We start from the raw sequence: 22,577 nt of genomic DNA, 5'->3' as shown, positions 1-22,577 counted from the left end.
TCGGCGCAGAATTGCACTCTCGCCTCGCCCCCTCTTGCGGGCGCGCCCGCGCGGTGCTTTATCTGGGGCATGAGCAAGCCCTCCGATAACCCCGCTGATCCGTTCAAGAAGGCGCTGGCCGAGGCCACCAAAACGATGGCCGATGCGCCTGAGATGACGGTGAGCTATTCGGTCGATCCTTCGGGAATGACCTCTGACACGATGCGCCTGCCGCAGGTGTCGCGCCGCATGACGCGCGACGAGGTGCTGCTAGCGCGTGGCACGGCTGATGCGCTGGCGATGCGCAGGCGTCACCATGATGCGAAAATCGACGCCCGCTATGCGCCCTCGGGCGATCTGGCGGCCTCGATCTACGAGGCAATGGAAACCGCGCGCTGCGAGGCTTTGGGCGCGCGCGACATGCCCGGCACGCTGACCAATATCGACGCCAAAATCGCCCATGAGGCCGAGCGTAAGGGCTATGCCCAGATTCGGTCTGCGCAAGACGCCCCGCTTCCGGTGGCGGCAGGTTATTTCGTGCGCGAACTTGCCACGGGGCGCAAATTGCCCCCCGGTGCGTCCAACGTGCTGGATCTGTGGCGTCCCTTTATCGAGCAATCGGCAGGAGATGAATTAGAGGGCGTGGATCACGTTCTGGGCGATCAGGCCGCATTTGCCCGCATGGCGCGCAAGGTCATTGCCGATCTCGGCTATGGCGACCAGCTTGGCGACGATCCTGATGAGGATATGGGCGACGAGGGCGAGGACGACCCGCAAGCCCGCCAGGAAGAGGATCAGGGCGAAGATCAGGACTCCGAGCAATCCGAGGAAGATGACGCCGACGCCTCGCCGGAATCCAGCCAGGAAACCCAGCAAGATCAAAGCCAGACCACCGTCAGCTCTGACGATCTGGCCGATCAGGACATGGGCGAAGAGGTGGATATGCCCCAAGCCGATGCGCCGCTGGAGCCGCCCCCGCCACAGCCCCATTCCGCCGCTGATCCGAATTACGTGGTCTTCACGACAGAATTTGACGAGGAAATCGCCGCCGAAGACTTGGCCGAACCTGCCGAGTTGGAACGCCTGCGACTTTATCTTGATCAGCAACTGGAACCGCTCAAAGGGGCCGTGTCGCGCCTTGCCAACAAGTTGCAACGCCGCCTGCAAGCCCAACAAAGCCGCGCGTGGGAATTTGACCGCGAGGAAGGCATGCTGGACGCAGGCCGTCTGGCGCGGGTCGTGGCAAATCCGACGATGCCGCTGTCGTTCAAGGTCGAAAAAGACACCGAGTTTCGCGACACCGTGGTGACGCTGCTGCTGGATAATTCCGGCTCGATGCGCGGGCGTCCGATCTCAATCGCGGCGATCTGTGCCGATGTTCTGGCGCGCACGCTTGAGCGCTGCGATGTGAAGGTCGAGATCCTCGGCTTTACCACGCGGGCGTGGAAAGGCGGGCAATCGCGCGAGAAATGGCTGGCTGACGGCCGTCCGCAAAACCCCGGACGCCTGAACGATCTGCGCCACATCATCTATAAACGTGCCGATGCCCCGATGCGCCGCACGCGGACCAATCTGGGTCTGATGATGAAAGAAGGGTTGCTCAAGGAGAACATCGACGGCGAGGCGCTGGAATGGGCGCATCGGCGGATGATGGCACGTTCCGAGGCGCGTAAAATCCTGATGGTAATTTCGGATGGCGCGCCGGTGGATGACTCAACTTTGTCCGTCAACCCCGCGATTTATCTGGAAAAACACCTGCGCGACGTGATCGCAATGGTGGAAAAACGCCGCGCCGTGGAATTGATCGCCATCGGGATCGGCCATGACGTGACGCGCTATTATCAGCACGCCGTCACGATCACCGATGTAGAACAACTGGCAGGCGCCATGACCGAGCAACTCGCCGGTCTGTTTGACAGCGATCCGCGGGCGCGCGCGCGTCTGCTGGGTATCAAAAAGGCAATGTGATGTTTCAGGATTTTTCGGTGCAATCGCGCCCCGAATTCGGCCCGCCCCGTCTGGCCGAACTGCGTGCAGAAATGGCGAAATCCGGGCTGGACGGGTTTATCGTGCCGCGCGCGGATGCCCATCAGGGCGAATATGTCGCGGCGTGTGATGCGCGTTTGGCGTGGCTGACGGGTTTTACCGGATCGGCGGGGTTCTGCATCGCGACGGGTGATGAGGCGGGTGTGTTCGTCGATGGCCGCTACCGCGTGCAGGTGCGCGCCGAGGTCGATCTGGCGCATTTCACCCCCGTCAACTGGCCCGAGATCAAACCCGGCGCTTGGCTGCGCGATCACCTGCCCGAGGGCGCAAAGGTGGGCTTTGATCCTTGGTTGCACACGCGCTCCGAGATCACCAATATCCGCGCGGATCTGGACGGCAGCGGCATCGCCCTGATCGAAAGTGCCAATCTGATCGACGCGATCTGGGCCGACCGCCCTGCCCCGCCAATGGCCCCGGCGCGCGTCCATCCGCCGGAATTTGCAGGCGAAAGCGCGGGCGAAAAACGCGCGCGACTGGGCGATGATCTGCGCGCGCAAGGCGCTGCAGCGGCGGTGTTGACCCTGCCGGATTCTATCTGCTGGCTTCTTAACATTCGCGGCAGCGACATCCCCCGCAACCCGATTGTGCAGGCTTTTGCCGTCCTGTTTGATGATGGCGCGGTGAAACTTTTTGCCGAAGCCGCCAAATTCGACGCCGATCTGCGCGCGCATCTGAGTGATCAGGTCGCGATCCTCCCGATGGCGTCCTTTACCGCCGCACTTGAGGCCATTGAGGGTCCGGTGCTGGTCGATCCCGACTCTGCGCCGATGGCGGTTGGCCTCACGCTGAATGATCACGACACCAAGACCCTCTGGGCGCGCGATCCCTGCATCCTGCCCAAGGCGCGCAAGAACGCCGCCGAAATCGCGGGTATGCAGGCTGCCCATCACCGCGACGCCTGCGCGATGGTCGAGTTCCTCGCCTGGCTGGATCGCGAGGCCCCGAGAGGCAAGCTGAGCGAAATCGACGTCGTCACCGCGCTGGAAGGTTTCCGCCGAGAAACCAATGCGTTGCTGGATATCAGCTTTGATACGATCTGTGGCGCGGGGGGTAACGGCGCAATCGTGCATTACCGCGTCAACGAGGTCACAAACCGCCCCGTCAAACCCGGCGAGTTGCTGTTGGTGGATTCGGGCGGGCAATATGTCGATGGCACGACCGATATCACCCGCACGGTCGCGGTGGGCGATGTGCCGCCTGAGGCCCGCGCCCCCTTTACCCGCGTCCTGCAAGGCATGATCGCCCTCTCGCGCGCACGCTTCCCGCGCGGCGTTGCGGGGGCGCATCTTGATGCGCTGGCACGCGCGCCGCTTTGGGCCGAAGGCTGGGATTATGATCACGGCACGGGTCATGGCGTGGGGGCCGCGCTTTGCGTGCATGAAGGCCCGGCGCGGATTTCGCGCGTCTCTGACATCGCGCTGGAACCCGGCATGATCCTGTCCAACGAGCCGGGTTATTACCGCGAAGGCGCGTTTGGTATCCGCATAGAAAACCTGATCGTCACGCAAACTGCCCCCGCCAAGGGCGACAATCGCGACCAGCTCAGCTTTGACACGCTGACCTTCGTGCCAATTGATCGCCGCCTGATCGACACAAGCCTGCTATCGCCCGACGAACGCGACTGGTTGAACGCCTATCACGCGCAGGTGCAGTCCCGCATCGCCGCGCATGTCAGCGCGGATGCAAAGACCTGGCTGGAGAGCGCCTGCGCCCCTCTCTGATCGTGCGGTTTTGTCAAACCTCGGATGCCTCCGGCAGGAGTATTTCGAGCTAGATGAAAAGGCGGTCTGCTTTCATCTAGCCTCAAATACTCCCCGCGGAGCGTCCCGCAATGGTTCCGCGCGCCGCGCTTAAAGGCTGAGAACCTTGCGCGCGGCACGGGCGATGATAATTTCCTCATTGGTCGGAATCACCATTACGCGCACCCGATCCGCGCCGATATCGCGCGCGCTTTGCGCGTTTGCCTCCGCGTCAAGATCAATGCCGAGCCAGCCCATATCGGCGCAGACCTCGGCGCGCAGGCGCGCAGAATTTTCACCGATCCCGCCGCAAAACACGATCCCGTCGAGCCCGCCAAGCGCGGCCGCCATCGCGCCGATCTCACGTTTGATGCGGAAGGCGAAATAGGCGATGGCCTGCGCGGCATGGGGATCGTCGCTGTCCTCAAGCGTGCGCATGTCATTAGAGATGCCCGACAGGCCAAGAAGGCCGGATTTCTTGTAAAGCAGATCGGAAATCTCGGCCGCACCCATCCCCTCTTGATCCATCAGATAGAGAACAACGCCCGGGTCCAACTCGCCCGAGCGGGTGCCCATCGGCAGCCCGTCGAGCGCCGAAAACCCAAGACTTGAGGCAATGGATTTACCGCCCTTAAGCGCGCACATCGAGGCGCCCGACCCAAGATGGGCTACCACGACGCGCCCGGCATGCAGATCGGGTTCGCTGCGCGCCAGTTCACTTTCGATGTAGTCATAGCTTAGCCCGTGAAAGCCGTAGCGGCGCACGCCCTTCTCGTAATAGGCGCGCGGCAGGGCGTAAACATCGGACACGAACGGATGGCCGCGATGGAAGGCCGTGTCATAACACGCAATTTGCGGAACGCCGGGAAAGGCGTCAATCGCGGCACGAATACCGGCGAGATTGTGGGGCTGGTGCAATGGCGCGTAGGGGGCGAGCCGCGCGAGGTCTTTGATCAGCGCCGCTGTCACCTTTTCGGGCGCGGCGTGCTTAAGCCCGCCATGCACGATGCGATGCCCGACCGCGACAATTTCGAGTGCGTCGAAATCGGCGCGAAAGGCGTCTAGCGCGGTTTCCAACGCGGCAGCGTTGGTGGCGAAGGCTTCGGGCGCGGTTTCGGAAAGCGGCAGCGACGCGCCATCCGCTCCGGTCAGTTTCATCGCCGCTTCGCGACGCCCGATCCGGTCAACATGGCCCATCGCCAGCATATCCAGATTTTCGCTAAACAACCCGAGCTTTAGCGAAGAAGACCCTGAATTCACAGTTAAAATCGCGCGTGTCATTCTACATTCCCCCGCAGTCGGAAATAGTGGATTGAGGCCACCGCCGCCGAGGCCAGCCGCGCCATCGAGCTATCGGAGCGCGAATTGAGGATTACCGGAACTTTCGCCCCCAGCATCAGTCCAGCCCCTTCGGCATGCGAGATATAGGCCAGTTGCTTGGCCAGCATATTGGCGGAGTCGATGCCCGGCGCGACCAGCACCTCGGCGCGCCCTGCCACCTGCCCGCGCAAGCCCTTGGTGCGCGCGGCCCCCAGATCGACCGCGTTATCCATCGCCAGCGGCCCGTCGACCTCGCCCCCGGTGATCTGTCCGCGCTCGGCCATTTTCGACAGAAGCGCGGCATCCAGCGAGGACGGGATCGAGGGCGTCACGGTTTCGACCGCGCTCAGCACGCCGACCTTGGGCACCGCAATGCCAATCGAGATCGCCACGTCGATCGCGTTTTGCACGATATCCACCTTGGTCACCAGATCTGGCGCGATGTTGATCGCGGCATCGGTGACGATCAGCGGATGGGGCACGCCGGGCACATCCATCACGAAAACATGGGTGAAACGACGCCCCATGCGCAGCCCCGTAACCTTATCCAGCATCGGTTTGAGCAGCGTATCGGTGTGCAGATGCCCTTTCATAATCGCGCCCGCACGCCCGTCATTGACCAGTTGCACGGCCAGGCGGGCAGCGTCGCGCGCGCTCTCGGCGGGCAGGATTTCAAAGCGGGTGGCATCGTGACCGCACTCGTCAGCCGCCCGCATGATCTTTTCGGGATTACCAATCAAGAGCGGCTCGATGATGCGATGTTCGGCAGCCAAAATCGCGCCTTCCAGCGAGGCCGGTTCCTCGGGACAGACCACTGCCGTGACAAGATCGGGCAGCGGCTCGGCGCGTTCGAGCAGTTTCTCGAAATGGCGATGGCGCTGGCTTATCAGGCCGGGCACTTCGAGCGCGTCGAATTTCAGATGTTTCTTGGGGGCAAACACATCGGCCATACCATCCACGATCAGCGCGCCATCGCTGATCCGTGTGACCTGCGTAGCAAAACGCACCGCGCCATCGGCCAGCTTTTCCACCACCTCGACGCGCGCGCATAATTCGTCTCCCGCCAAGGCATGATCGTGAAAATTCAGGCTTTGCGAGCGATAAAGCGTGCCCGGCCCCGGCAAAAAGTTCCCCAGCACCGCTGTAATCAGCGAGGCGACGAACATGCCCGGCGCATAGGCCTCACGCACCCCGTCGCCATCGCCATCCTCGGCCTCAAGATGGACCGGGTTGTGATTGCCCGACGCCGCGGCAAAGACATAGAAATCATCCGCCGTGCACAGCCGTTTCAGCTCTGCGCTTTGGCCGACCTCCATTTCATCCCAGTTCCGGCTTTCCAAAATCATCGAGGTCTCCTGCCTATCTACTGCGCGCGCATCTTTATTGTGCCTATCGGTTTCATCTAACGCGTAACAGATGACAAATCCTTGATCCGAGACAAAAACCGCCGACATTTCGCGTCCCCCCTTCCCTGCAAAGGCCCAGACGCCTAAGACCTAGGCACGATGCACGAAGGAGGTCGGGGATGGCACTCAACGAAGCTTTAAGCGCACTCGAATCGCTGCTCGGCGACAGGTTGAGCCGCGCGCCGGGCGATTGCGATCAGCATGGGCGCAATGAAACATGGTTTCCCTTTAGCCCGCCCGATGCCGTGGCCTATCCTGAAACCACGCAAGAGGTTTCCGATCTGGTGAAAATCTGCGCCGCGCATGGCGTCGCGATCACGCCTTGGGGCACGGGCACCTCGCTTGAAGGGCATGCGGTGCCGCTGCAGGGCGGGATCAGTCTGGATTTGAGCCGGATGAACCGCGTCCTTGAGGTACTGGATTCGGATATGCAGGTGCGCGTGCAGCCCGGCGTGACGCGCGAGGCGCTGAACGAGGATCTGCGCGCGACGGGGCTGTTTTTCCCCGTTGATCCGGGCGCGAATGCCTCGCTGGGCGGGATGGCGGCGACGCGCGCAAGCGGCACCACGACCGTGCGCTACGGGTCAATGCGCGATAATGTGGCCGCGCTAGAGGTCGTACTGGCGGATGGGCGCATCATTCGCACGGGATCACGCGCCAAGAAATCGGCTGCGGGCTATGATCTGACCGCGCTGATGGTGGGCTCTGAGGGCACGCTCGGGATCATCACTGAACTGACGCTGCGCCTGCATGGCCAGCCCGAGGCGATCTCATCTGCCGTCTGTGCGTTCGATACGCTGGAGGCGGCGGTCGAAACCGTACAACTGACGATCCAGATGGGCATCCCGATGGCGCGGATCGAATTTGTCGACGCGCTGACGGCCGAGATTTTCAACGAGGCGAATGGCACGGATTTCCCGCACAAGCCGCATCTGATGATCGAGTTTCACGGCTCGGACGCGGCGGTGGCCGAGGCGTCAGAACGCTTTGGCGAGGTCGTGGCGGATATGGGCGGCGCCGACTTTCAATGGGCCACCACGACGGAAGATCGCAACAAGCTTTGGCGGATGCGGCACGGTGCCTATCCGGCCTCGATCGCGCATCGCCCCGGCTGCATGGGGCTGGTGACCGATATTTGCGTGCCGATCTCGCGTCTGGCCGAGGCCGTGGCGGAAATGACCGCAGAAATCGCAGCGGCAAAGCTGATCGGGCCGATTGTCGGCCATGTCGGGGATGGCAATTTCCACTCGGTGATGCTGCTGGACCCCGACGACAAGGACGAGTTCAAACGCGCCAAATCCGTGGCGGGCAAGATGGCCAAGCGCTCGCTGGAGATGGGCGGCACCGTGACGGGCGAGCATGGCATCGGCATGGGCAAGATCGGCTACATGCGCGACGAGCACGGGGCGGGCTGGGATGTGATGGGCACGCTTAAGGCTGCGCTTGATCCGCAAAACATTCTCAACCCCGGCAAACTGGTGGAGCAAAAACCATGAGCTTTGAGACGCCAGAGGATTTTCCGCGCGCCTTTGCCCGCGCATGGGGCGCACGCGATGCGCTTACGCTGGCGGGGTATTTCGCCAAAGACGCTGATTTCCTATCGCTGACGGGCGGCGCGGCGACCGGACGTGAGGAAATCACCGAACTGCTTGCAGGCGAACTGAGCGGCGCGTTTGCGCGTGCGCGCCTTGTGACGGGGCGGAGCAAGCTGCGCCCTGTCGGAGAGCGGGCTTGCGTCGTGCTGCAACGCTTTGTGCTGTCGGGAATTGTGCATCCCGATGGCTCGGATGCGGGGCGCGTTGGCGCGGTTTTTGCCGCGACGATGGAGCGTTCGGAGGCTGGCTGGGAGATCGTCTCGGCGCAGTTCGTGGTGGAACCCGCAGCCTGAGAAACCGCTAACCCGCGAGCAGCGATTTTGCGGCCTCGCGCGCAGCGTCGGTAACTTCGGCCCCCGCGATCATGCGCGCGATTTCGTCGATGCGCTCGGATTCCGGCAGCGCCAGCACTTGCGACGTGGTCATCCCGTCGCTTACCGATTTCGCAACGCGGAAATGGGTGGCCCCGCGCGCAGCGACTTGCGGCGAATGGGTGACGACAAGAACCTGCGCACCCTCGGCCAGTTTCGCCAGCCTGCGGCCCACCGCATCCGCTGTCGCGCCGCCAACACCGCGATCAATTTCGTCGAAAATCAACGTCAGCGCATCGGCCCCGCGCGATAGCACCACCTTGAGCGCCAGCAGGAACCGCGACAGTTCGCCACCCGAGGCGATTTTGTTCAGTGGCCCCGCAGGCGCGCCGGGGTTCGTGGCGACCGTAAAGGCCACCCAATCGCGCCCGTCAGGACCGGGATCGCCCGGCGTGATATGAGTTTCAAAGACCGCGCGCTCCATTTTGAGCGGCGCCAGTTCGCCCGCCATTGCCGCATCAAGCCGGGTCGCTGCTGCCACGCGCGCTTTGCTCAGCTCACTTGAGGCGCGTTCAAACTCGGCACCTGCGCGTGCAAGCTCGACCTCAAGATCCTCGATCCCCTCGGCCCCCGCATCCAGCGCGGCCAGCTTGTCACGCAAACCGCTGGCAAACTCGCCCAAGTCATCGGCCAAAACGCCATGCTTGCGCGCCTGAGCGCGGATTTCAAACAGGCGTTCCTCACAGGCCTCTAACGCGCGGGGATCAAAATCAAGCGCATCCAGCGCGCCCTCGACGCCCTGCAACGCATCGCCCAATTCCAGCAACGCGCGTTCCAGCGTTTCCAGCGGGCCATCCAGACGCCCCTCGGCCCGCGCGGCGGCCCCTTGCAGCCAGCGATCGGCATCGCGCATCGCGCCCTCTGCCCCCTCGGGGCCCAAAGCCTGCGCGGCCTTGGACACATCCTCACGAATTTTCGCAGCGCCCTGCATCAGGCGGCGCTGGGTGTCCAACGCGCCCTCTTCGCCGGGTTGCGGGTCAAGCGCGTCCAGTTCCTTGACCGCGTGGCGCAGGAAATCTTCCTCAAGGCGCACGGCCTCGAGATCGGCGCGCGCGGCGTCCAGCTTGCGCTGGGCGGATGAGCGCGCTTTCCACGCCTCGCGGGTCGCGGCAAGACGTTTGGGGTGATCGGCGAACAGATCGAGCAACGCGCGGTGGCCGCGCTCATTGAGCAAACCACCATCATCTTGCTGCCCGTGCAATTCCACCAGCGAGGCCGAAATCTGGCGCAACACATCGCCACTGGCACGCCGGTCATTGACCCAGGCAGTCTTGCGGCCATCGCGCGCGTTGACGCGGCGCAAGATCAGCTCATCCTCGCAGGGCAGACCGGCCTCGGTCAGGATTGCGCGCACCGGATGGGAGGGCGGCACTTCGAACACCGCCGTCACCTCACCCTGATCGGCCCCTTGACGCACCAGTTCCGCCCGCCCGCGCCAGCCCAGCACAAAGCCCAGACAGTCGAGCAAAATCGACTTGCCAGCGCCGGTTTCCCCCGTCAGCACGTTAAGACCGGCCCCGAAACTGAGTTCGAGCCGGTCTATAATCAAGATGTTGTGGATATCCAGCGAACGCAGCATGTCAGCCAGCCCCGCATGCGATCAGAGCCATTCGCCCTTGATCACCTGACGATACACCTTTGCCAGCCAGCCATCACCCTTGGCTTCGGGCTTGAGGCCCTTTTTCGCCAATAGGTTATAAGCGTCTTGGTAGAAAGGCGAGGATTGGAAATTGTGCCCCAAGATCGCGCCCGCAGTCTGGGCTTGGTCGTTGATGCCAAGGGCAAGATAGGCTTCGACCAGACGCTCCAGCGCCTCGGGCGTGTGCGCGGTGGTCTGGAACTGCTCAACGACAACGCGGAAGCGGTTGATCGCGGCGGTGTAATTGCCCCGCTTGAGGTAATAACGCCCGATCTCCATCTCTTTTCCGGCCAGATGGTCGAACGCGAGATCGAATTTCAAAATCGCGGGCTGCGCATATTCCGAGTCCGGATATTTCTCGATCACATCGCGCAGCGCCTGCAGCGCCTGATAGGTCAGACCCTGATCGCGGCCCACCTCGTCGATTTGGTCGTAATAAGACAGCGCCAGAAGATATTGCGCATAGGCCGCATCTTCATCGCCCGGGTAGGTATCAAGGAAACGCTGCGCCGAGGCGCGCGCCTCTTCGTATTTCTTGGCACGGTGCTGGGCGTAGGCCTCCATGATCAGCGCGCGCTTGGCCCATTGCGAATAAGGGTAAAGACGCTCGACCTCAGAGAAATATTTCAGCGCATCGGCGGGGCGGCGCGGATTGCCGACCTCCAACTCATATTCGCCGCGCTCGTAAATTTGTTGCGCCGTGAAATTCTCAAGGTTGGGTATTTCCTTTTGATTTGCACCGCACGCGGCCAAAACGGTCACAAGACCAAGAGCCCCGAGTTTCGCTGCCGCTGTTTTGCCGCGCCCCATGCCCTGCCCCAATCCTCTTAACTACCGGGGGAAAGGCCCCGGACCCGTATCCTGACACCCGCTTCGCGCGGGGGGTTTGGGTTGTCCTAGCACAGAAAAATCCGGGGCGCAAAATGCCTTTGCTGCCTTTTTGCCCAAGCTTGCGTTACGTGACAAACCTGTTCACCCGGAGCTGCGCAAATTAGGCCGAAACCAGTGCTTTTGCAGGGCAAACACCCGCGCCGGGCAAAGCGTAGGACTGCGCGTCCGAACACTCCTCCCACGTCCAAGCGGTGGGATCGGCGAACAAGGCGCGCAGCAATTTGTTCGTCAGCGCATGGCCCGAACGCGTGCCGGTGTAACGCCCCAGAATCGGCGCGCCCGCCAGCGCAAGATCCCCCAGCGCATCCAGCATCTTGTGACGCACGGCCTCGTCGGCATGGCGCAAACCACCGGGGCTAAGGACTTGATCGCCTTCGATCACGACCGCGTTTTCATAGGTGCCGCCAAGGGCCAGACCATTGGCCTGCATCATTTCGACATCAGAGCGACGGCAGAACGTGCGGCTATCCATCAGCTCGCGCACGAACGCCCCGTTCGACATCTTCAATGTCTTATGCTGAATGCCAATCGCGGCGTCGCTGAAATCAATGTGAAAGTCGATTTCAAGCGCAGCGGCAGGGTCAAGACGCGCCACCGCAGCGCCCTCGCGCACTTCGATACGCTTGAGAACGCGGATCGCGCGCATCGCGCCATTCAGGTTGCGCAAGCCCGCCTCGCAGAACGCCGCGACGAAAGGGGCCGCGGAACCATCAAGGATCGGCACTTCGGGACCGTCGATTTCGACCAGCGCATTATGCACGCCCGAGCCGACCAGCGCGGCCATCACATGTTCGATCGTGGAAACCTGAACGCCATCGGCATTTTCGATTTTCGTGCAAAGCTGTGCGGCGGGAACATTGCTCCACAGCGCAGCGATACGCGGGTTCACACCGGTTACATCGGTGCGGCGAAACACAATGCCATTGCCCGCAGGCGCGGGATGCACACGCATTTCTACCGGCGCCCCGGAATGGAGCCCAACGCCCGAAAAGCTAACGGTTCTGGCAAGAGTGGTTTGCACGGTGTGACCTCACGACTTTTATCTTTGGCGGTAACGGAATATCAACTCTCTGTACCGCAGTCTCAGTTAGTCAGATGGTCAGCGCATCTCAACTCACTCTTTGTAACGGAGTGAAACAATGGCGCACACGTCGGGCAAAACACCGCCTAACGCGGCATAAGGCCCTGATATGAATAGAAAAAGGGCCGGAAAACTCCGGCCCCCATTACAGTTTTGTGATAACGTTTTTTTCTTAGTTTGCCTGGCGACGCAGGAAAGCGGGGATCTCAACGCGATCCTGTTCGTCGGTTTGCTCGTCGTCATAGACCTCAGCGCGGGGTTGTTGTACCGGCGCTTGTGCGCGCGGCGCGGCCTGCGGCTGGGCGTGCTGAGGCTGGGCGTGCTGGGGATGCGCGCCTTGACCCTCACCGCTGTGACCGGTCATCCGGTTGATCAGCGAGTTGATCCCGAAACGCGGCTTTTCGGCCTGCGGTTGGGGGGCCTCTTGGGCGTGCGCGGGACGCGTTGCTGCCATCGGGCGCTGTGCTGCGGGCGCTTTGCCAACAGCCGCTTCAAGACGACGCAGCGCCTCGGGGGACGGCGTGCCGGGCTGGCGCGGACGCGGGGCGACATAGCCCTGAGCCTCATCCTCGACGTAAAGGTCGGGCTGGGGTTCACGCGGGGCGCTATAGGCGGGGGGCGGCAGATCGTCCGCAGCCTGTTGGGGGGCCGGAGCACGCGCAGCAGGGGCATCAAACAGCGTGCGATCATTCGCCTGCTGCGGCTGCGGCGCGGGTTGACGCGCTTGCGGAGCGGGTTGCGGTGCCGCCTGATGTGCTTGCGGTGCCGGTTGCGGCGCGGTGCGCTGCGCGGGCTGAGCCGAGGTCACCGAAAGCGAAGCTGCAGCTTGCTGCGCTTGCGGCTGGGATGCGGGCTGGGGCGCGTAATCTTCGGTGTGATGGGTCGCAGCTTCGACGGCTTCTGCAGCCGGTTTCAGCGGCTCAGCCATCGAACGGCGCGGCACCGGGATGTCATTGGTCGCAACGACAGCATCAATACCGGTGGCAACCACCGACACGCGCATCGAGCCAGCCATATCCGGGTCCAGCGTCGAGCCGACAATGATATTGGCTTCGGGATCGACCTCTTCGCGGATCCGGTTTGCCGCCTCGTCCAGTTCGAACAGGGTCAGATCGTAGCCGCCGGTGATGTTGATCAGCACGCCTTTCGCGCCAGCGAGCGAAATCTCGTCGAGCAGCGGGTTCGCGATGGCCTTTTCCGCGGCCTGAACAGCGCGATCATCGCCATCCGCCTCGCCCGTGCCCATCATGGCTTTGCCCATCTCGTCCATCACGGCGCGCACATCGGCAAAATCAAGGTTGATCAGGCCGGGACGCACCATCAGGTCGGTCACACCTTTAACGCCCTGATACAGAACGTCATCGGCCAGCGCGAAGGCTTCGGTAAAGGTGGTCTTTTCATTCGCCAGACGGAACAGGTTCTGGTTGGGAATGATGATCAGCGTGTCGACGACCTTTTGCAGCGCCTCAAGGCCCTCTTCGGCCTGACGCATCCGCTTGGAGCCCTCAAACTGGAACGGCTTGGTCACGACGCCCACGGTCAGCACACCCAATTCGCGCGCAGCTTGCGCGATGATCGGAGCGGCCCCGGTGCCCGTGCCACCACCCATTCCGGCGGTGATAAAGCACATGTGCGCGCCTGCGAGATGATCGACGATTGTCTCGATGCTTTCTTCCGCAGCGGCAGCGCCAACCGAGGGGCGTGCGCCTGCACCCAAACCTTCGGTGGCCTTGACGCCCATCTGCACGCGGGCTTCCGACTTCGACTGTTGAAGCGCTTGTGCGTCGGTATTCGCGACCACGAACTCCACGCCCTCCAACTGCTGTTCGATCATATTATTGACCGCGTTGCCGCCTGCGCCGCCAACACCGAAAACAGTGATCCGAGGCTTGAGGTCCTGATGCTCTGACATCATGAGATTCAACGTCATGTGGTTTATCCGCCTGTTGCTGCTGCCCGGCCCTGTCCCAGACCGTAATGAATAGAAATTAGACTGAATTTAGCTATGAATCACCTAAACGTCACGCAAAAACTTACTCCGAGACACAAAATCTGGAGTTCTCTTTTGCGTGACAAGCGGTATTTCGCGTATTGCGCTGAATATAGTGGATTCTTGCAGGCACTCTGCTGCCCCTGCGTAACATCAGATAAATGATGCTCGCGCGCGCTTCTCCTAAACTATCACTTTTTCAACATTTCACCAATTATCACGGAACCAACGGATCGCCCGACGAATCGAGCGCCCGCCCATCGTTTCGGGGGGCAATTCGAAATCCCACCATTCATCTTGGGGATGGGCCGCAAACAGCGCCAAGCCCACCACCGAGGAAAATCCCGATCCCGTCGCGGCCTGTGGCAAGCCCTGCACCCGCATCGGGCGGCCAAGACGCACATTCTGGCCCAATATCCGCGCTGCCAACCCGTCAAGACCCGGAATCTGGCTTGCCCCGCCTGTCAGCACGATCTGTTGGCTGGGCAAATGTTCGAAGCCAGCGGCATCAAGGATCGCGCGCACATCCTCAAGGATCTCCTCAACGCGCGGGCGCATGATACCGATCAACTCGGCGCGGCTGATCTGGCGGCGGTCTTTTTCCCAATCGCCGGACTCTCCGCCCAACTCGATCATCTCGCGATCATCCATGCCCGTTGCATGCACGCCGCCGTGGAACGTCTTGATCCGCTCGGCCACCGCCATCGGCACTTGCAGCCCGGCGGCGATATCGCGAGTGACGTGATCGCCCCCGAGCCGCACCGCATCGCCATAGATCATGTGCTTTTTCATGAAAATCGACACGCCCGTCGCGCCGCCGCCCATATCGACACAGGCCGCGCCCAGTTCCTGCTCGTCCTCGACAAGGCTGGACACGCCCGACACATAGGCCGAGCTGGCAATTCCGGCGAGTTCCAGATCGCAGCGCCGGATACAGTAAATCAGGTTCTGGATCGCGGTATCTTCGACCGTCAGCAGATGCATATCGACCGCCAGACGCGACCCCGCATGACCGCGCGGATCGCCCAAGCCCGTGCGATGATCAAGCGCAAAGTTCACTGGCTGGGCATGCAGCACCTCGCGGCCATGCCCGATCGGGGGCATTTCGCAGGCTGCCAGCACCCGCCCGACATCGGTCTCTGAAACCGTCTCGCCTTGCAGATCAATCGCGCCCTCGATTCCGTAGGACCGCGGCTGGGCGCCCGAGAAACAGGCAATCACATGATCCACACGCGTATTGGCCATCTTTTGCGCGGCCTGAACGGCGGTGCGAATGGCACGCTCGGTTTCCGCCATCGCGTCGATCTCGCCAAAGCGCACGCCCCGCGAACGCGTCGTCGCCGCACCGATCACACGCGCGGCCGCATGTCCCGCCAAAGATCCTTCGCCCTCGGTGCCACCGGGGGTGTCGAACCGCAGCACGAGACAGGCAATCTTAGAGGTGCCGATATCAAGCAGCGCGATCACCCCGCGCTGCATCGCGGCCTTGCGCATGTTGCGCATCGCGCGCTGGGACTCATACAGATCGGTCATTGGCTGGCCCTTACTTTGAGACTGTCGGATTGCACCTGACGGAAGGCGGCGAGCGCAGGATCGCTCAGGCGGATGGTCGGGCGGTCTTTGTTGCGAAAATCAATTACGGTGAAATCGCGCGCGAGCAGATCCTCGGCGGTGTTGAGCGCAAGGATGCGATCAAGGGCGGCCTGCGGATCGGTCTCGGGCAGCATGATGCGCTGTCCGTGATCCAGCACCATATCCCAGCGCCGCTCGCCCATCCGCTCCAACCCGCGCAGACGCGGCAGGATCGGCCCGGCATCCGCAATCAAACGCAGCGCCTCGGGCACAGCTTTATCCGCGCCCTGCCCCACGATCAGCGGCAAGCCGGGGCGCGCCTCACGCGAAAGCAGCGTGGCGACGCGATGCCCGGTCGTATCGAGCATCTCAATTCCTTGCGGTTTGCGCCACAAAATCGCGGGCACGCGTTGCGTGACATCGGCCTCAAGCACGCCACCGGGGCGGATCACAAGACTGACATCGGCCACCGCATCCAGACGCGCAATCGTGTCCCGATAGGCGTCAAGATCAAGATCAAAGCTGGACGCGGGCAGTTGCGTGGGCAGCATTGCGCGGATCGCACGCGACACTTCGGGGCCTGCGCCCTCAATCTTAAGCAGCGACACCATGAATTCGGGGCGATGTTCGATCTTTTCGCGTATATCTTGCACATGCGCGATCAGATCGGCGCGCCGCCCCTGATCGCCCAGCCAAATGCCAAGCCCCAAAACGACGACAAACACCGGCAGGCCAATCCGCGTCAGCGCGCGCACTGCCGGCGTCAGCCACAGCCGCTGCAGGCGGAACGACAGCCGCGAGGGCGCGGGATCGCGCGTGCCCGGGCGGCGACCGCGTTGATAGACACGGGCGGGCGCACCGCCACGGTGATCCGCCGCCACAGAAACCGGATCACGCATCAACGATCGCATGAGGCGTCCTCCACCAACCAAGCGCAGAGCGCGGGGAAATCCATGCCGCATGTGGCGGCGTGTTCGGGCGATAGCGAGGTCGGCGTCATGCCCGGCTGGGTGTTGGTTTCCAGCAGCACAAGGCCATCTAACCCGCGCGTGTCATCCCAGCGGTAATCGGTGCGCGACAGACCACGGCAGCCCAAAGCGTCATGAGCGCGCAAGGCGTAATCGAGGCAAGCCTCGGTGATTTCAGCGGGCAGTTCGGCGGGGCAGACATGGCGCGACCCGCCCGCCTGGTATTTCGCGGCGTAGTCATACCAGCCCTCGGTGATAATCTCGGTCACACACAGCGCGCGATCGCCCAGCACGGAAACGGTCAGCTCGCGCCCCTGCACATAGGCTTCGACCATCACCTGCGCGGGCATCTCATCAGACAGTTGCGGCGGCGCGTTGGCACCGTCCATCACCAGATAAACGCCGACCGACGAGCCTTCGTTATTGGGTTTGACGACATAGGGCGCGGGCATCATATGGCGCGCCATCACATCGCTTTTGGCGGCAATCACCGAGGGCACAACCGGCAAACCGGCCTGCGCATAAATCTGCTTGGTGCGCGCCTTGTCCATCGCCAGCGCCGAGGCCAGAACGCCCGAATGGGTATAGGGGATGCGCAGCCATTCAAGAATGCCCTGAACGCAGCCATCTTCGCCCCAACGCCCGTGCAAGGCATTGAAAATACACGCTGGTTTGGCGTCCAAAAGACGATCAACGAGGTCCGCCCCCGCGTCGATTTCGATTGTTTCAAATCCCGCCGCGCGCAGTGCCTTGACGCATTCGCGCCCAGAAGACAAAGAGACCTCCCGCTCAGCAGAAGGGCCGCCCATCAGTACCGCCACACGTTGGGATGCCCTGCTCGACATACCCGCCACTTTCGCCATTTGCGGGGGTTATCCCCCGTCAACCTTATTTAGTAACCACGTCGCAGGCCGGTGATCTTACGTCCCGAATTCGCCCACGCGCTTAATTTCCCACTCTAACGAAATTCCGCTGTTGTGCAAAACCTTTTTACGCACCTCTTCGCCAAGATTTTCAAGATCGGCTGCGCTCGCCTGATCTGCGTTGATCAAGAAATTGCTATGTTTCTGAGACATTTGCGCCCCGCCAAGGCGCGCACCGCGCAAGCCTGCCGCGTCAATCAGGCTCCACGCCTTAAGGTCATGCACGTCATCCGCGCGCCCGGTCGAGGAAAACCCGGCCGGATTGCGAAAGGTCGAGCCCGCCGAGCGTTCCTTGGTGGGCTGGCTCGCATCGCGTTTGGCGATCTGCTCGGCCATGCGCGCCTCTAGCGCCTCGGGATCGCCCGGTTCAGTGTGAAATGTCGCGTCGATCAGCACGGACCCTTCGGGCAAGTCACTGTGACGATAGGAAAAATTCAGATCATCCGGCGCTAGGGTCACCACCTCGCCGCCGCGCGTGATCGCGCGCGCCGAAATCAGATGATCGGCGACATAAGAGCCGTAGCAGCCCGCATTCATCACCACCGCGCCGCCAATGCTACCTGGAATGGTGCGCAGAAATGTCAGATCGCGCCCGGCTTGCGCAGCGCGGCGCGCGACATGCGCATCCAGCGCTGCCGCCCCGGCGGTGACGGTCTCGCCGTCAATCTCAATCGCGTTAAAGCCGCGTCCCAGCCGGATCACCACCGCGCGCAAACCGCCATCGCGCACGATCAGGTTGGACCCCACCCCCATCGGAAAAACGGCAACATCACCTGGCAACCCGCGCAGGAAATCGGCCAGATCGGCCTCGTCTGCGGGCTGGAACAGGAAATCCGCAGGCCCGCCCACACGTAGCCACGTCAGATCGGCCAAGGGGCGATGCGGCGTCAGCGCGCCGCGCGGAGTATAGCTGGACGGGTTGGTCATGGCGGCTGTGTTAGCGGTGCCGCGCGCATCAGACAAGAGCGCAGTCGTGCCTAGCTCTTGCGAGACCCGAAAGTTCTGCGCAGCCCACGCATCAAATAGATCAGCGGCCAGCGCAGCACCGACATCGCGCCCGCCAGCAGCAAAAGCGCCACGATTACGCCATGCACCGCCCCCACCCAGATCAGCAGCGGCACCGCGAGCACGATCAAGATCACCGCCGCCGGCCAGTGAAACCGCCTCGGCCCCAGCGCAATCAGCGTGGCGCAAAGCCCCCAGAGACAGGCCAGAACGAGCGGTGTCGTCATGCTATGCCTTTAGTTTTTCAGGCAGATTGGTGGCCCAGGTCGAGATCGTGCCCGCGCCAAGGCAGACCACGATATCGCCGGGGCGCGCTTGTTCACGCACCAGTCGCGAAAGGTCATCCTCGGACAAGATCGCGCGGGCATGGCGGTGGCCATGCGCGATTAGTCCGGCGACCAGATCATCGCGGCTTGCGCCCTCAATCGGCTCTTCGCCAGCGGCGTAGACCTCGGCGATGGCGACCACATCGGCCTCGTTAAAACAGGTACAGAAATCATCAAACAGCGAATGCAGACGCGAATAGCGATGCGGTTGATGCACCGCGATCACGCGCGCACCGGGTTTCACCGATTGCCGCGCGGCTTTCAGAACGGCTGCGATTTCAACGGGGTGGTGGCCGTAATCGTCGATGATCGCGACACCACCCAGCACCTCGCCGACTTTGGTAAAGCGCCGATTAACACCGCCGAAACCCGCCAATGCCTCGCGGATTTCGGTCATTTTCATGCCCAGATGGCGCGCAACCGCCACAGCCGCCAAAGCGTTCGAGACGTTGTGATCGCCCGGCATCGGCAAGGTGCAGCCCTCGATCACCGGCTTGCCCTCTTCGCCCTGCAATGCGATGTCGAAATGCGCCACGCCTGCGTCGTAATGCAGACCCACCGCGCGCACATCAGCCTGCGCGTTAAACCCGAATGTCACGACGCGGCGGTCGTTGAGCTTGCCCACCAGCGTTTGCACTTCGGGGTGATCGGTGCAGCACACCGCCAGCCCGTAAAACGGAATATTGGAGACGAAATCGTAAAACCCTTTGCGCAGAGCATCGAAATCGCCCCAATGCTCCATGTGCTCGGGGTCGATATTGGTTACGATGGCAATGGTCGCGGGCAAGCGGTTAAAGCTGCCATCGCTCTCGTCGGCCTCAACCACCATCCATTCGCCCTCACCCGCGCGCGCGTTTGAACCATAGGCGTGAATGATGCCGCCATTAATCACGGTGGGGTCGAAATTGCCCTTGTCCAGCAGCGTGGCCACCATCGTCGTGGTGGTCGTCTTGCCATGCGTGCCGCCAATCGCGATGTTGGATTTGAGCCGCATCAGCTCGGCCAGCATCTCGGCGCGGCGCACCACGGGCAGACCGCGACGGCGCGCCTCTTCCAGTTCGGGATTGCCACGTTTGATCGCAGTCGAGATCACGACGACCCCTGCCTCGCCCAGATTTTCCGCGCGCTGGCCTTCAAAGAAGGTCGCGCCCAAACTCTCCAGCCGCTGCGTGATTTTCGATGCTTTCGCATCCGAGCCCTGCACGGTGAAGCCCTGCGTCATCAGCACCTCGGCAATACCGGACATGCCAATGCCGCCGATGCCGACGAAATGAATGGGGCCGAGTTCTCCGGGCAGTTTGGTCGCGTTCATTATTTGTATCCTGCTAGGTCTTGCACGAGCGCCACAAGCCGCTCGGTCGCGTCGGGAACGCCGTAGGAAACGGCAGCGAGCGTCATTTGCAGCGCGCCGTCGGGATTGTCCAGCACCAGCGCGATCTGGTCGCGCAGCGTGTCGGCGTCGAGTTTACTTTCGGGAATGGTGATCGCACCGCCCGCCTTGGCCAGCCCCTTGGCATTGGCGCTTTGATGATCGCCCGCCGCGGCCGCGTAGGGTATTAAAATGGCGGGTCGCCCGATCACGGAAATATCGGCGATCGAACTGGCGCCAGCGCGCGAAATCACCAACTGGCATTCGCTAAGACGGCGCGGCACATCGTTAAAAAACGTCTCGACCTCGGCGGTGATGCCGGCCGCGTCATAGGCTGCGATGACGCGCTCCAGATCCTCGGCGCGCGCCTGATGGGCGATGCGCAGATTGGCACGCTGGGGTTCAGGCAGGCGCGCCAGCGCCTCGGGGACGGTATCTGACAGGATCCGCGCGCCCTGCGAGCCGCCAATCACCAAAATCGACATCGGATAATCGCCGGGCGAGATATAGGCCGCGCCCGCGCGTTCCAGCACCGAGGCGCGCACCGGGTTGCCGGTATATTCAGCCTGCACGCCATCTGGCACATCGGTCGGCCAAGTGCCGCAGGCAAAGCGGTTGACGCGCTTGGCAAACACCCGGTTTACCCGCCCCATGATGCCGTTTTGTTCATGAATAGCGCGCGGCAAACCCAGAAACGTCGCCGACGCCAGCGCAGGGATCGTCGGATAGCCGCCAAAGCCCACGACGACGCTCGGGCGATCTGCAACATTGCGCAAAATAGCCGAAATAATGCCGCCAAAAATCTTGAACGGGGTGGCGAGTTTCGCCAACACACCGCCCCGCGCGAAGGTTGCTGAACTCACCTGCTCAACCGCAACCACATGGGGAAAGCCGCCTGCATAGCGCGCCCCGCGCGCATCTGTTGACAGCTTGACGCGCCAACCCCGGCGCACCATCGCCTCGGCCAATGCTTGCGCGGGAAACATATGCCCGCCCGTGCCGCCTGCGGCGATTAACAATAACGGCGTTTTATCCTTGGCCATGTCACCCTCCGGGGTTAGCGACCGCGCCGTGCCAGAATATCCGAAATCTGGCCCTGCGGGCGCGTGCGCGTCAGCGCAAGCAACATACCCACCGCGATGCCCGACGCAATGACCGATGACCCGCCATAGCTCACGAACGGCAAAGTCATGCCTTTCGCGGGCAAAAGCCGCACAGCTACGCCCATATTGATGATCGCCTGTATCCCGAACGCACAGGCCAGCCCGGTGCCGGCAATGCGCGTGAAGGGATCGCGCTCGCGCGTCAGGCGCAACATCGAGCGGATCACCACCGTCGCGTAAAGCGCGATGATGCACAGCACAAGGATCAGCCCGTATTCTTCCGCCGCGACCGCGATGATAAAGTCGGTATGCGCATCGGGCAGCGACCATTTCACCGAGCCCTGCCCCACGCCGACGCCAAAGAACCCGCCCTCTTGGATGGCGTTCGTCGCATAACCAATCTGCGTGCGCGGATCGACATCGGTCGATAGAAACCCGTCAATGCGGCGCGCGAAGTGATCCGAGAAGTTATAGGCGAAAAAGCCCCCCGTGATCGCCAGACCGCCGATGCCCGTCAGCAACGCAATCGGCGCGCCCGAGACGAAATACATCACCGACCACGCAAACAACACCAGCGAGGCTTGGCCAAAGTCAGGTTGCAGCGCCAGCGCGACGACAATCACGCAGGTCAGCAAAAACGAATAGGCACGACCGGGCGGGCCGCCCACCTCATGCGCGGCGGCCATGAACCACGCCGAGATGATCACGAAACCGGGCTTGAGAAATTCCGAGGGCTGCACCGACGCAAACCCAAGACTATACCAACGCACCGCCCCCTTGCCGAAATCCGTCCCCAACAGCGGCAGCAACATCACCGCGACGAACGCGCCCGCAAAACCGATCACACCCAGACGGCGGATCTGGCGCGGGTCCAGCATCGAAATCCCCAGCATGATGACCAACGCAACCACGCCAAACACCGCTTGACGCTTCACATAGTAAAACTGCTCCAGCCCGTTGCGTTCGGCCAACGGAACCGAGGCCGCCAGCCCCAGCAACATGCCCACCCCAAACAGGATCAGCACCGCCGAAAGCGCCCATTTATCAATGGTGCGCCACCATTTCGGAAGAACCGGTTCACCTGCGCGCACAGGCACAGTGCCAAAGGCCATCTCTGTCATGGGTAATACCGCCGTCGCTGCCTCAAATCGCCCGTTTGCCGGGTCTAGAGGAAAGAATAGCTGAATTTGCGCGGGCTGGCTAGGAAAAAGGAAGCGCGCACAGGGGGATGGGCGAGAAGACGGGATCGCCTTT

The 22,577-nt window shown here is 62.3% G+C and carries 18 protein-coding genes; 4 read left to right on the top strand and 14 right to left on the bottom strand.

The window, feature by feature from the left end; all coding sequences use genetic code 11:
* The first annotated feature begins 69 nt into the window (after nt 1-69).
* On the top strand, nt 70-1,947 hold the full coding sequence (gene cobT / locus DT23_RS07015; protein WP_038129784.1) for a cobaltochelatase subunit CobT: 1,878 nt from the start codon (nt 70-72) through the stop codon (nt 1,945-1,947).
* Nucleotides 1,947-3,746, top strand: a complete 1,800-nt coding sequence (locus tag DT23_RS07010) for an aminopeptidase P family protein (RefSeq protein ID WP_038129781.1) — start codon at nt 1,947-1,949, stop codon at nt 3,744-3,746. Before cobT ends, DT23_RS07010 begins: the two co-directional genes overlap by 1 nt.
* 129 nt (nt 3,747-3,875) lie before the next feature.
* Here DT23_RS07010 and DT23_RS07005 read toward each other — a convergent pair whose 3' ends face one another.
* Nucleotides 3,876-5,045, bottom strand: coding sequence for an acetate/propionate family kinase (locus DT23_RS07005; protein ID WP_038129778.1), 1,170 nt, complete (start codon nt 5,043-5,045; stop codon nt 3,876-3,878).
* The gene (locus DT23_RS07000; RefSeq protein WP_038129986.1) at nt 5,042-6,430 is read right to left on the bottom strand and encodes a bifunctional enoyl-CoA hydratase/phosphate acetyltransferase; all 1,389 of its coding nucleotides are present in this window, start codon (nt 6,428-6,430) and stop codon (nt 5,042-5,044) included. Before DT23_RS07000 ends, DT23_RS07005 begins: the two co-directional genes overlap by 4 nt.
* 179 nt (nt 6,431-6,609) lie before the next feature.
* Between DT23_RS07000 and DT23_RS06995 the strand changes: the two genes are divergently transcribed.
* A complete protein-coding gene (locus DT23_RS06995; RefSeq protein WP_038129776.1) occupies nt 6,610-7,986 on the top strand; it encodes an FAD-binding oxidoreductase in 1,377 nt (458 codons plus the stop codon).
* Nucleotides 7,983-8,378: a DUF4440 domain-containing protein gene (locus DT23_RS06990; RefSeq protein WP_038129774.1), complete on the top strand. Its 396-nt coding sequence runs from the start codon at nt 7,983-7,985 to the stop codon at nt 8,376-8,378. Before DT23_RS06995 ends, DT23_RS06990 begins: the two co-directional genes overlap by 4 nt.
* A gap of 7 nt (nt 8,379-8,385) precedes the next feature.
* On the opposite strand, the gene recN is transcribed toward DT23_RS06990, so the two are convergent.
* The 12 genes from recN to DT23_RS06930 form a co-directional block, all read right to left on the bottom strand.
* A complete protein-coding gene (recN, locus tag DT23_RS06985) occupies nt 8,386-10,035 on the bottom strand; it encodes a DNA repair protein RecN (RefSeq protein ID WP_038129773.1) in 1,650 nt (549 codons plus the stop codon).
* 21 nt (nt 10,036-10,056) lie between these two features.
* On the bottom strand, nt 10,057-10,905 hold the full coding sequence (locus DT23_RS06980; RefSeq protein WP_038129771.1) for an outer membrane protein assembly factor BamD: 849 nt from the start codon (nt 10,903-10,905) through the stop codon (nt 10,057-10,059).
* A gap of 181 nt (nt 10,906-11,086) precedes the next feature.
* Entirely contained in the window at nt 11,087-12,007 is a 921-nt protein-coding gene (gene lpxC / locus DT23_RS06975) for a UDP-3-O-acyl-N-acetylglucosamine deacetylase (RefSeq protein ID WP_038129769.1), read from the bottom strand.
* A gap of 232 nt (nt 12,008-12,239) precedes the next feature.
* Nucleotides 12,240-13,997, bottom strand: a complete 1,758-nt coding sequence (ftsZ, locus tag DT23_RS06970) for a cell division protein FtsZ (RefSeq protein WP_038129767.1) — start codon at nt 13,995-13,997, stop codon at nt 12,240-12,242.
* A 267-nt stretch (nt 13,998-14,264) separates the two neighbouring features.
* Nucleotides 14,265-15,590 (bottom strand): cell division protein FtsA, encoded by a 1,326-nt coding sequence (ftsA, locus tag DT23_RS06965; protein WP_038129765.1) that lies wholly within the window; start codon nt 15,588-15,590, stop codon nt 14,265-14,267.
* Nucleotides 15,587-16,540: a cell division protein FtsQ/DivIB gene (locus DT23_RS06960; RefSeq protein WP_038129760.1), complete on the bottom strand. Its 954-nt coding sequence runs from the start codon at nt 16,538-16,540 to the stop codon at nt 15,587-15,589. Before DT23_RS06960 ends, ftsA begins: the two co-directional genes overlap by 4 nt.
* The gene (locus DT23_RS06955; RefSeq protein ID WP_038129984.1) at nt 16,528-17,442 is read right to left on the bottom strand and encodes a D-alanine--D-alanine ligase; all 915 of its coding nucleotides are present in this window, start codon (nt 17,440-17,442) and stop codon (nt 16,528-16,530) included. The genes DT23_RS06960 and DT23_RS06955 overlap by 13 nt, the downstream gene beginning before the upstream one ends.
* Nucleotides 17,443-17,517: 75 nt before the next feature.
* Nucleotides 17,518-18,447: a UDP-N-acetylmuramate dehydrogenase gene (murB, locus tag DT23_RS06950; protein ID WP_038129758.1), complete on the bottom strand. Its 930-nt coding sequence runs from the start codon at nt 18,445-18,447 to the stop codon at nt 17,518-17,520.
* 50 nt (nt 18,448-18,497) lie between these two features.
* On the bottom strand, nt 18,498-18,752 hold the full coding sequence (locus DT23_RS06945) for a DUF2484 family protein (RefSeq protein WP_038129756.1): 255 nt from the start codon (nt 18,750-18,752) through the stop codon (nt 18,498-18,500).
* A 1-nt stretch (nt 18,753) separates the two neighbouring features.
* A complete protein-coding gene (gene murC, locus DT23_RS06940; RefSeq protein WP_038129752.1) occupies nt 18,754-20,163 on the bottom strand; it encodes a UDP-N-acetylmuramate--L-alanine ligase in 1,410 nt (469 codons plus the stop codon).
* Entirely contained in the window at nt 20,163-21,263 is a 1,101-nt protein-coding gene (locus DT23_RS06935; RefSeq protein WP_038129750.1) for a UDP-N-acetylglucosamine--N-acetylmuramyl-(pentapeptide) pyrophosphoryl-undecaprenol N-acetylglucosamine transferase, read from the bottom strand. The genes murC and DT23_RS06935 overlap by 1 nt, the downstream gene beginning before the upstream one ends.
* A gap of 14 nt (nt 21,264-21,277) precedes the next feature.
* Nucleotides 21,278-22,444 carry a peptidoglycan glycosyltransferase FtsW gene (locus DT23_RS06930; protein ID WP_038129749.1) on the bottom strand — a complete coding sequence of 389 codons (1,167 nt, stop codon included), beginning with the start codon at nt 22,442-22,444 and terminating at the stop codon, nt 21,278-21,280.
* Between the last annotated feature and the right edge of the window lie 133 nt (nt 22,445-22,577).

The sequence above is a fragment of the Thioclava indica genome, assembly GCF_000714545.1.
Lineage (GTDB): Bacteria > Pseudomonadota > Alphaproteobacteria > Rhodobacterales > Rhodobacteraceae > Thioclava > Thioclava indica.
Note: the sequence above shows the minus strand (reverse complement) of the source record. Positions and strands in the feature narration are given on the sequence as shown.

Excerpts from the sequence above, each read along its gene's own strand:
- cobT (WP_038129784.1), top strand. The coding sequence starts at position 70 with ATGAGCAAGCCCTCCGATAACCCCGCTGATCCGTTCAAGAAGGCGCTG.
- DT23_RS07010 (WP_038129781.1), top strand. The coding sequence starts at position 1,947 with ATGTTTCAGGATTTTTCGGTGCAATCGCGCCCCGAATTCGGCCCGCCC.
- DT23_RS07005 (WP_038129778.1), bottom strand. The coding sequence starts at position 5,045 with ATGACACGCGCGATTTTAACTGTGAATTCAGGGTCTTCTTCGCTAAAG.
- DT23_RS07000 (WP_038129986.1), bottom strand. The coding sequence starts at position 6,430 with ATGATTTTGGAAAGCCGGAACTGGGATGAAATGGAGGTCGGCCAAAGC.
- DT23_RS06995 (WP_038129776.1), top strand. The coding sequence starts at position 6,610 with ATGGCACTCAACGAAGCTTTAAGCGCACTCGAATCGCTGCTCGGCGAC.
- DT23_RS06990 (WP_038129774.1), top strand. The coding sequence starts at position 7,983 with ATGAGCTTTGAGACGCCAGAGGATTTTCCGCGCGCCTTTGCCCGCGCA.
- recN (WP_038129773.1), bottom strand. The coding sequence starts at position 10,035 with ATGCTGCGTTCGCTGGATATCCACAACATCTTGATTATAGACCGGCTC.
- DT23_RS06980 (WP_038129771.1), bottom strand. The coding sequence starts at position 10,905 with ATGGGGCGCGGCAAAACAGCGGCAGCGAAACTCGGGGCTCTTGGTCTT.
- ftsZ (WP_038129767.1), bottom strand. The coding sequence starts at position 13,997 with ATGACGTTGAATCTCATGATGTCAGAGCATCAGGACCTCAAGCCTCGG.
- ftsA (WP_038129765.1), bottom strand. The coding sequence starts at position 15,590 with ATGACCGATCTGTATGAGTCCCAGCGCGCGATGCGCAACATGCGCAAG.
- DT23_RS06960 (WP_038129760.1), bottom strand. The coding sequence starts at position 16,540 with ATGCGATCGTTGATGCGTGATCCGGTTTCTGTGGCGGCGGATCACCGT.
- DT23_RS06955 (WP_038129984.1), bottom strand. The coding sequence starts at position 17,442 with ATGTCGAGCAGGGCATCCCAACGTGTGGCGGTACTGATGGGCGGCCCT.
- murB (WP_038129758.1), bottom strand. The coding sequence starts at position 18,447 with ATGACCAACCCGTCCAGCTATACTCCGCGCGGCGCGCTGACGCCGCAT.
- DT23_RS06945 (WP_038129756.1), bottom strand. The coding sequence starts at position 18,752 with ATGACGACACCGCTCGTTCTGGCCTGTCTCTGGGGGCTTTGCGCCACG.
- murC (WP_038129752.1), bottom strand. The coding sequence starts at position 20,163 with ATGAACGCGACCAAACTGCCCGGAGAACTCGGCCCCATTCATTTCGTC.
- DT23_RS06935 (WP_038129750.1), bottom strand. The coding sequence starts at position 21,263 with ATGGCCAAGGATAAAACGCCGTTATTGTTAATCGCCGCAGGCGGCACG.
- DT23_RS06930 (WP_038129749.1), bottom strand. The coding sequence starts at position 22,444 with ATGACAGAGATGGCCTTTGGCACTGTGCCTGTGCGCGCAGGTGAACCG.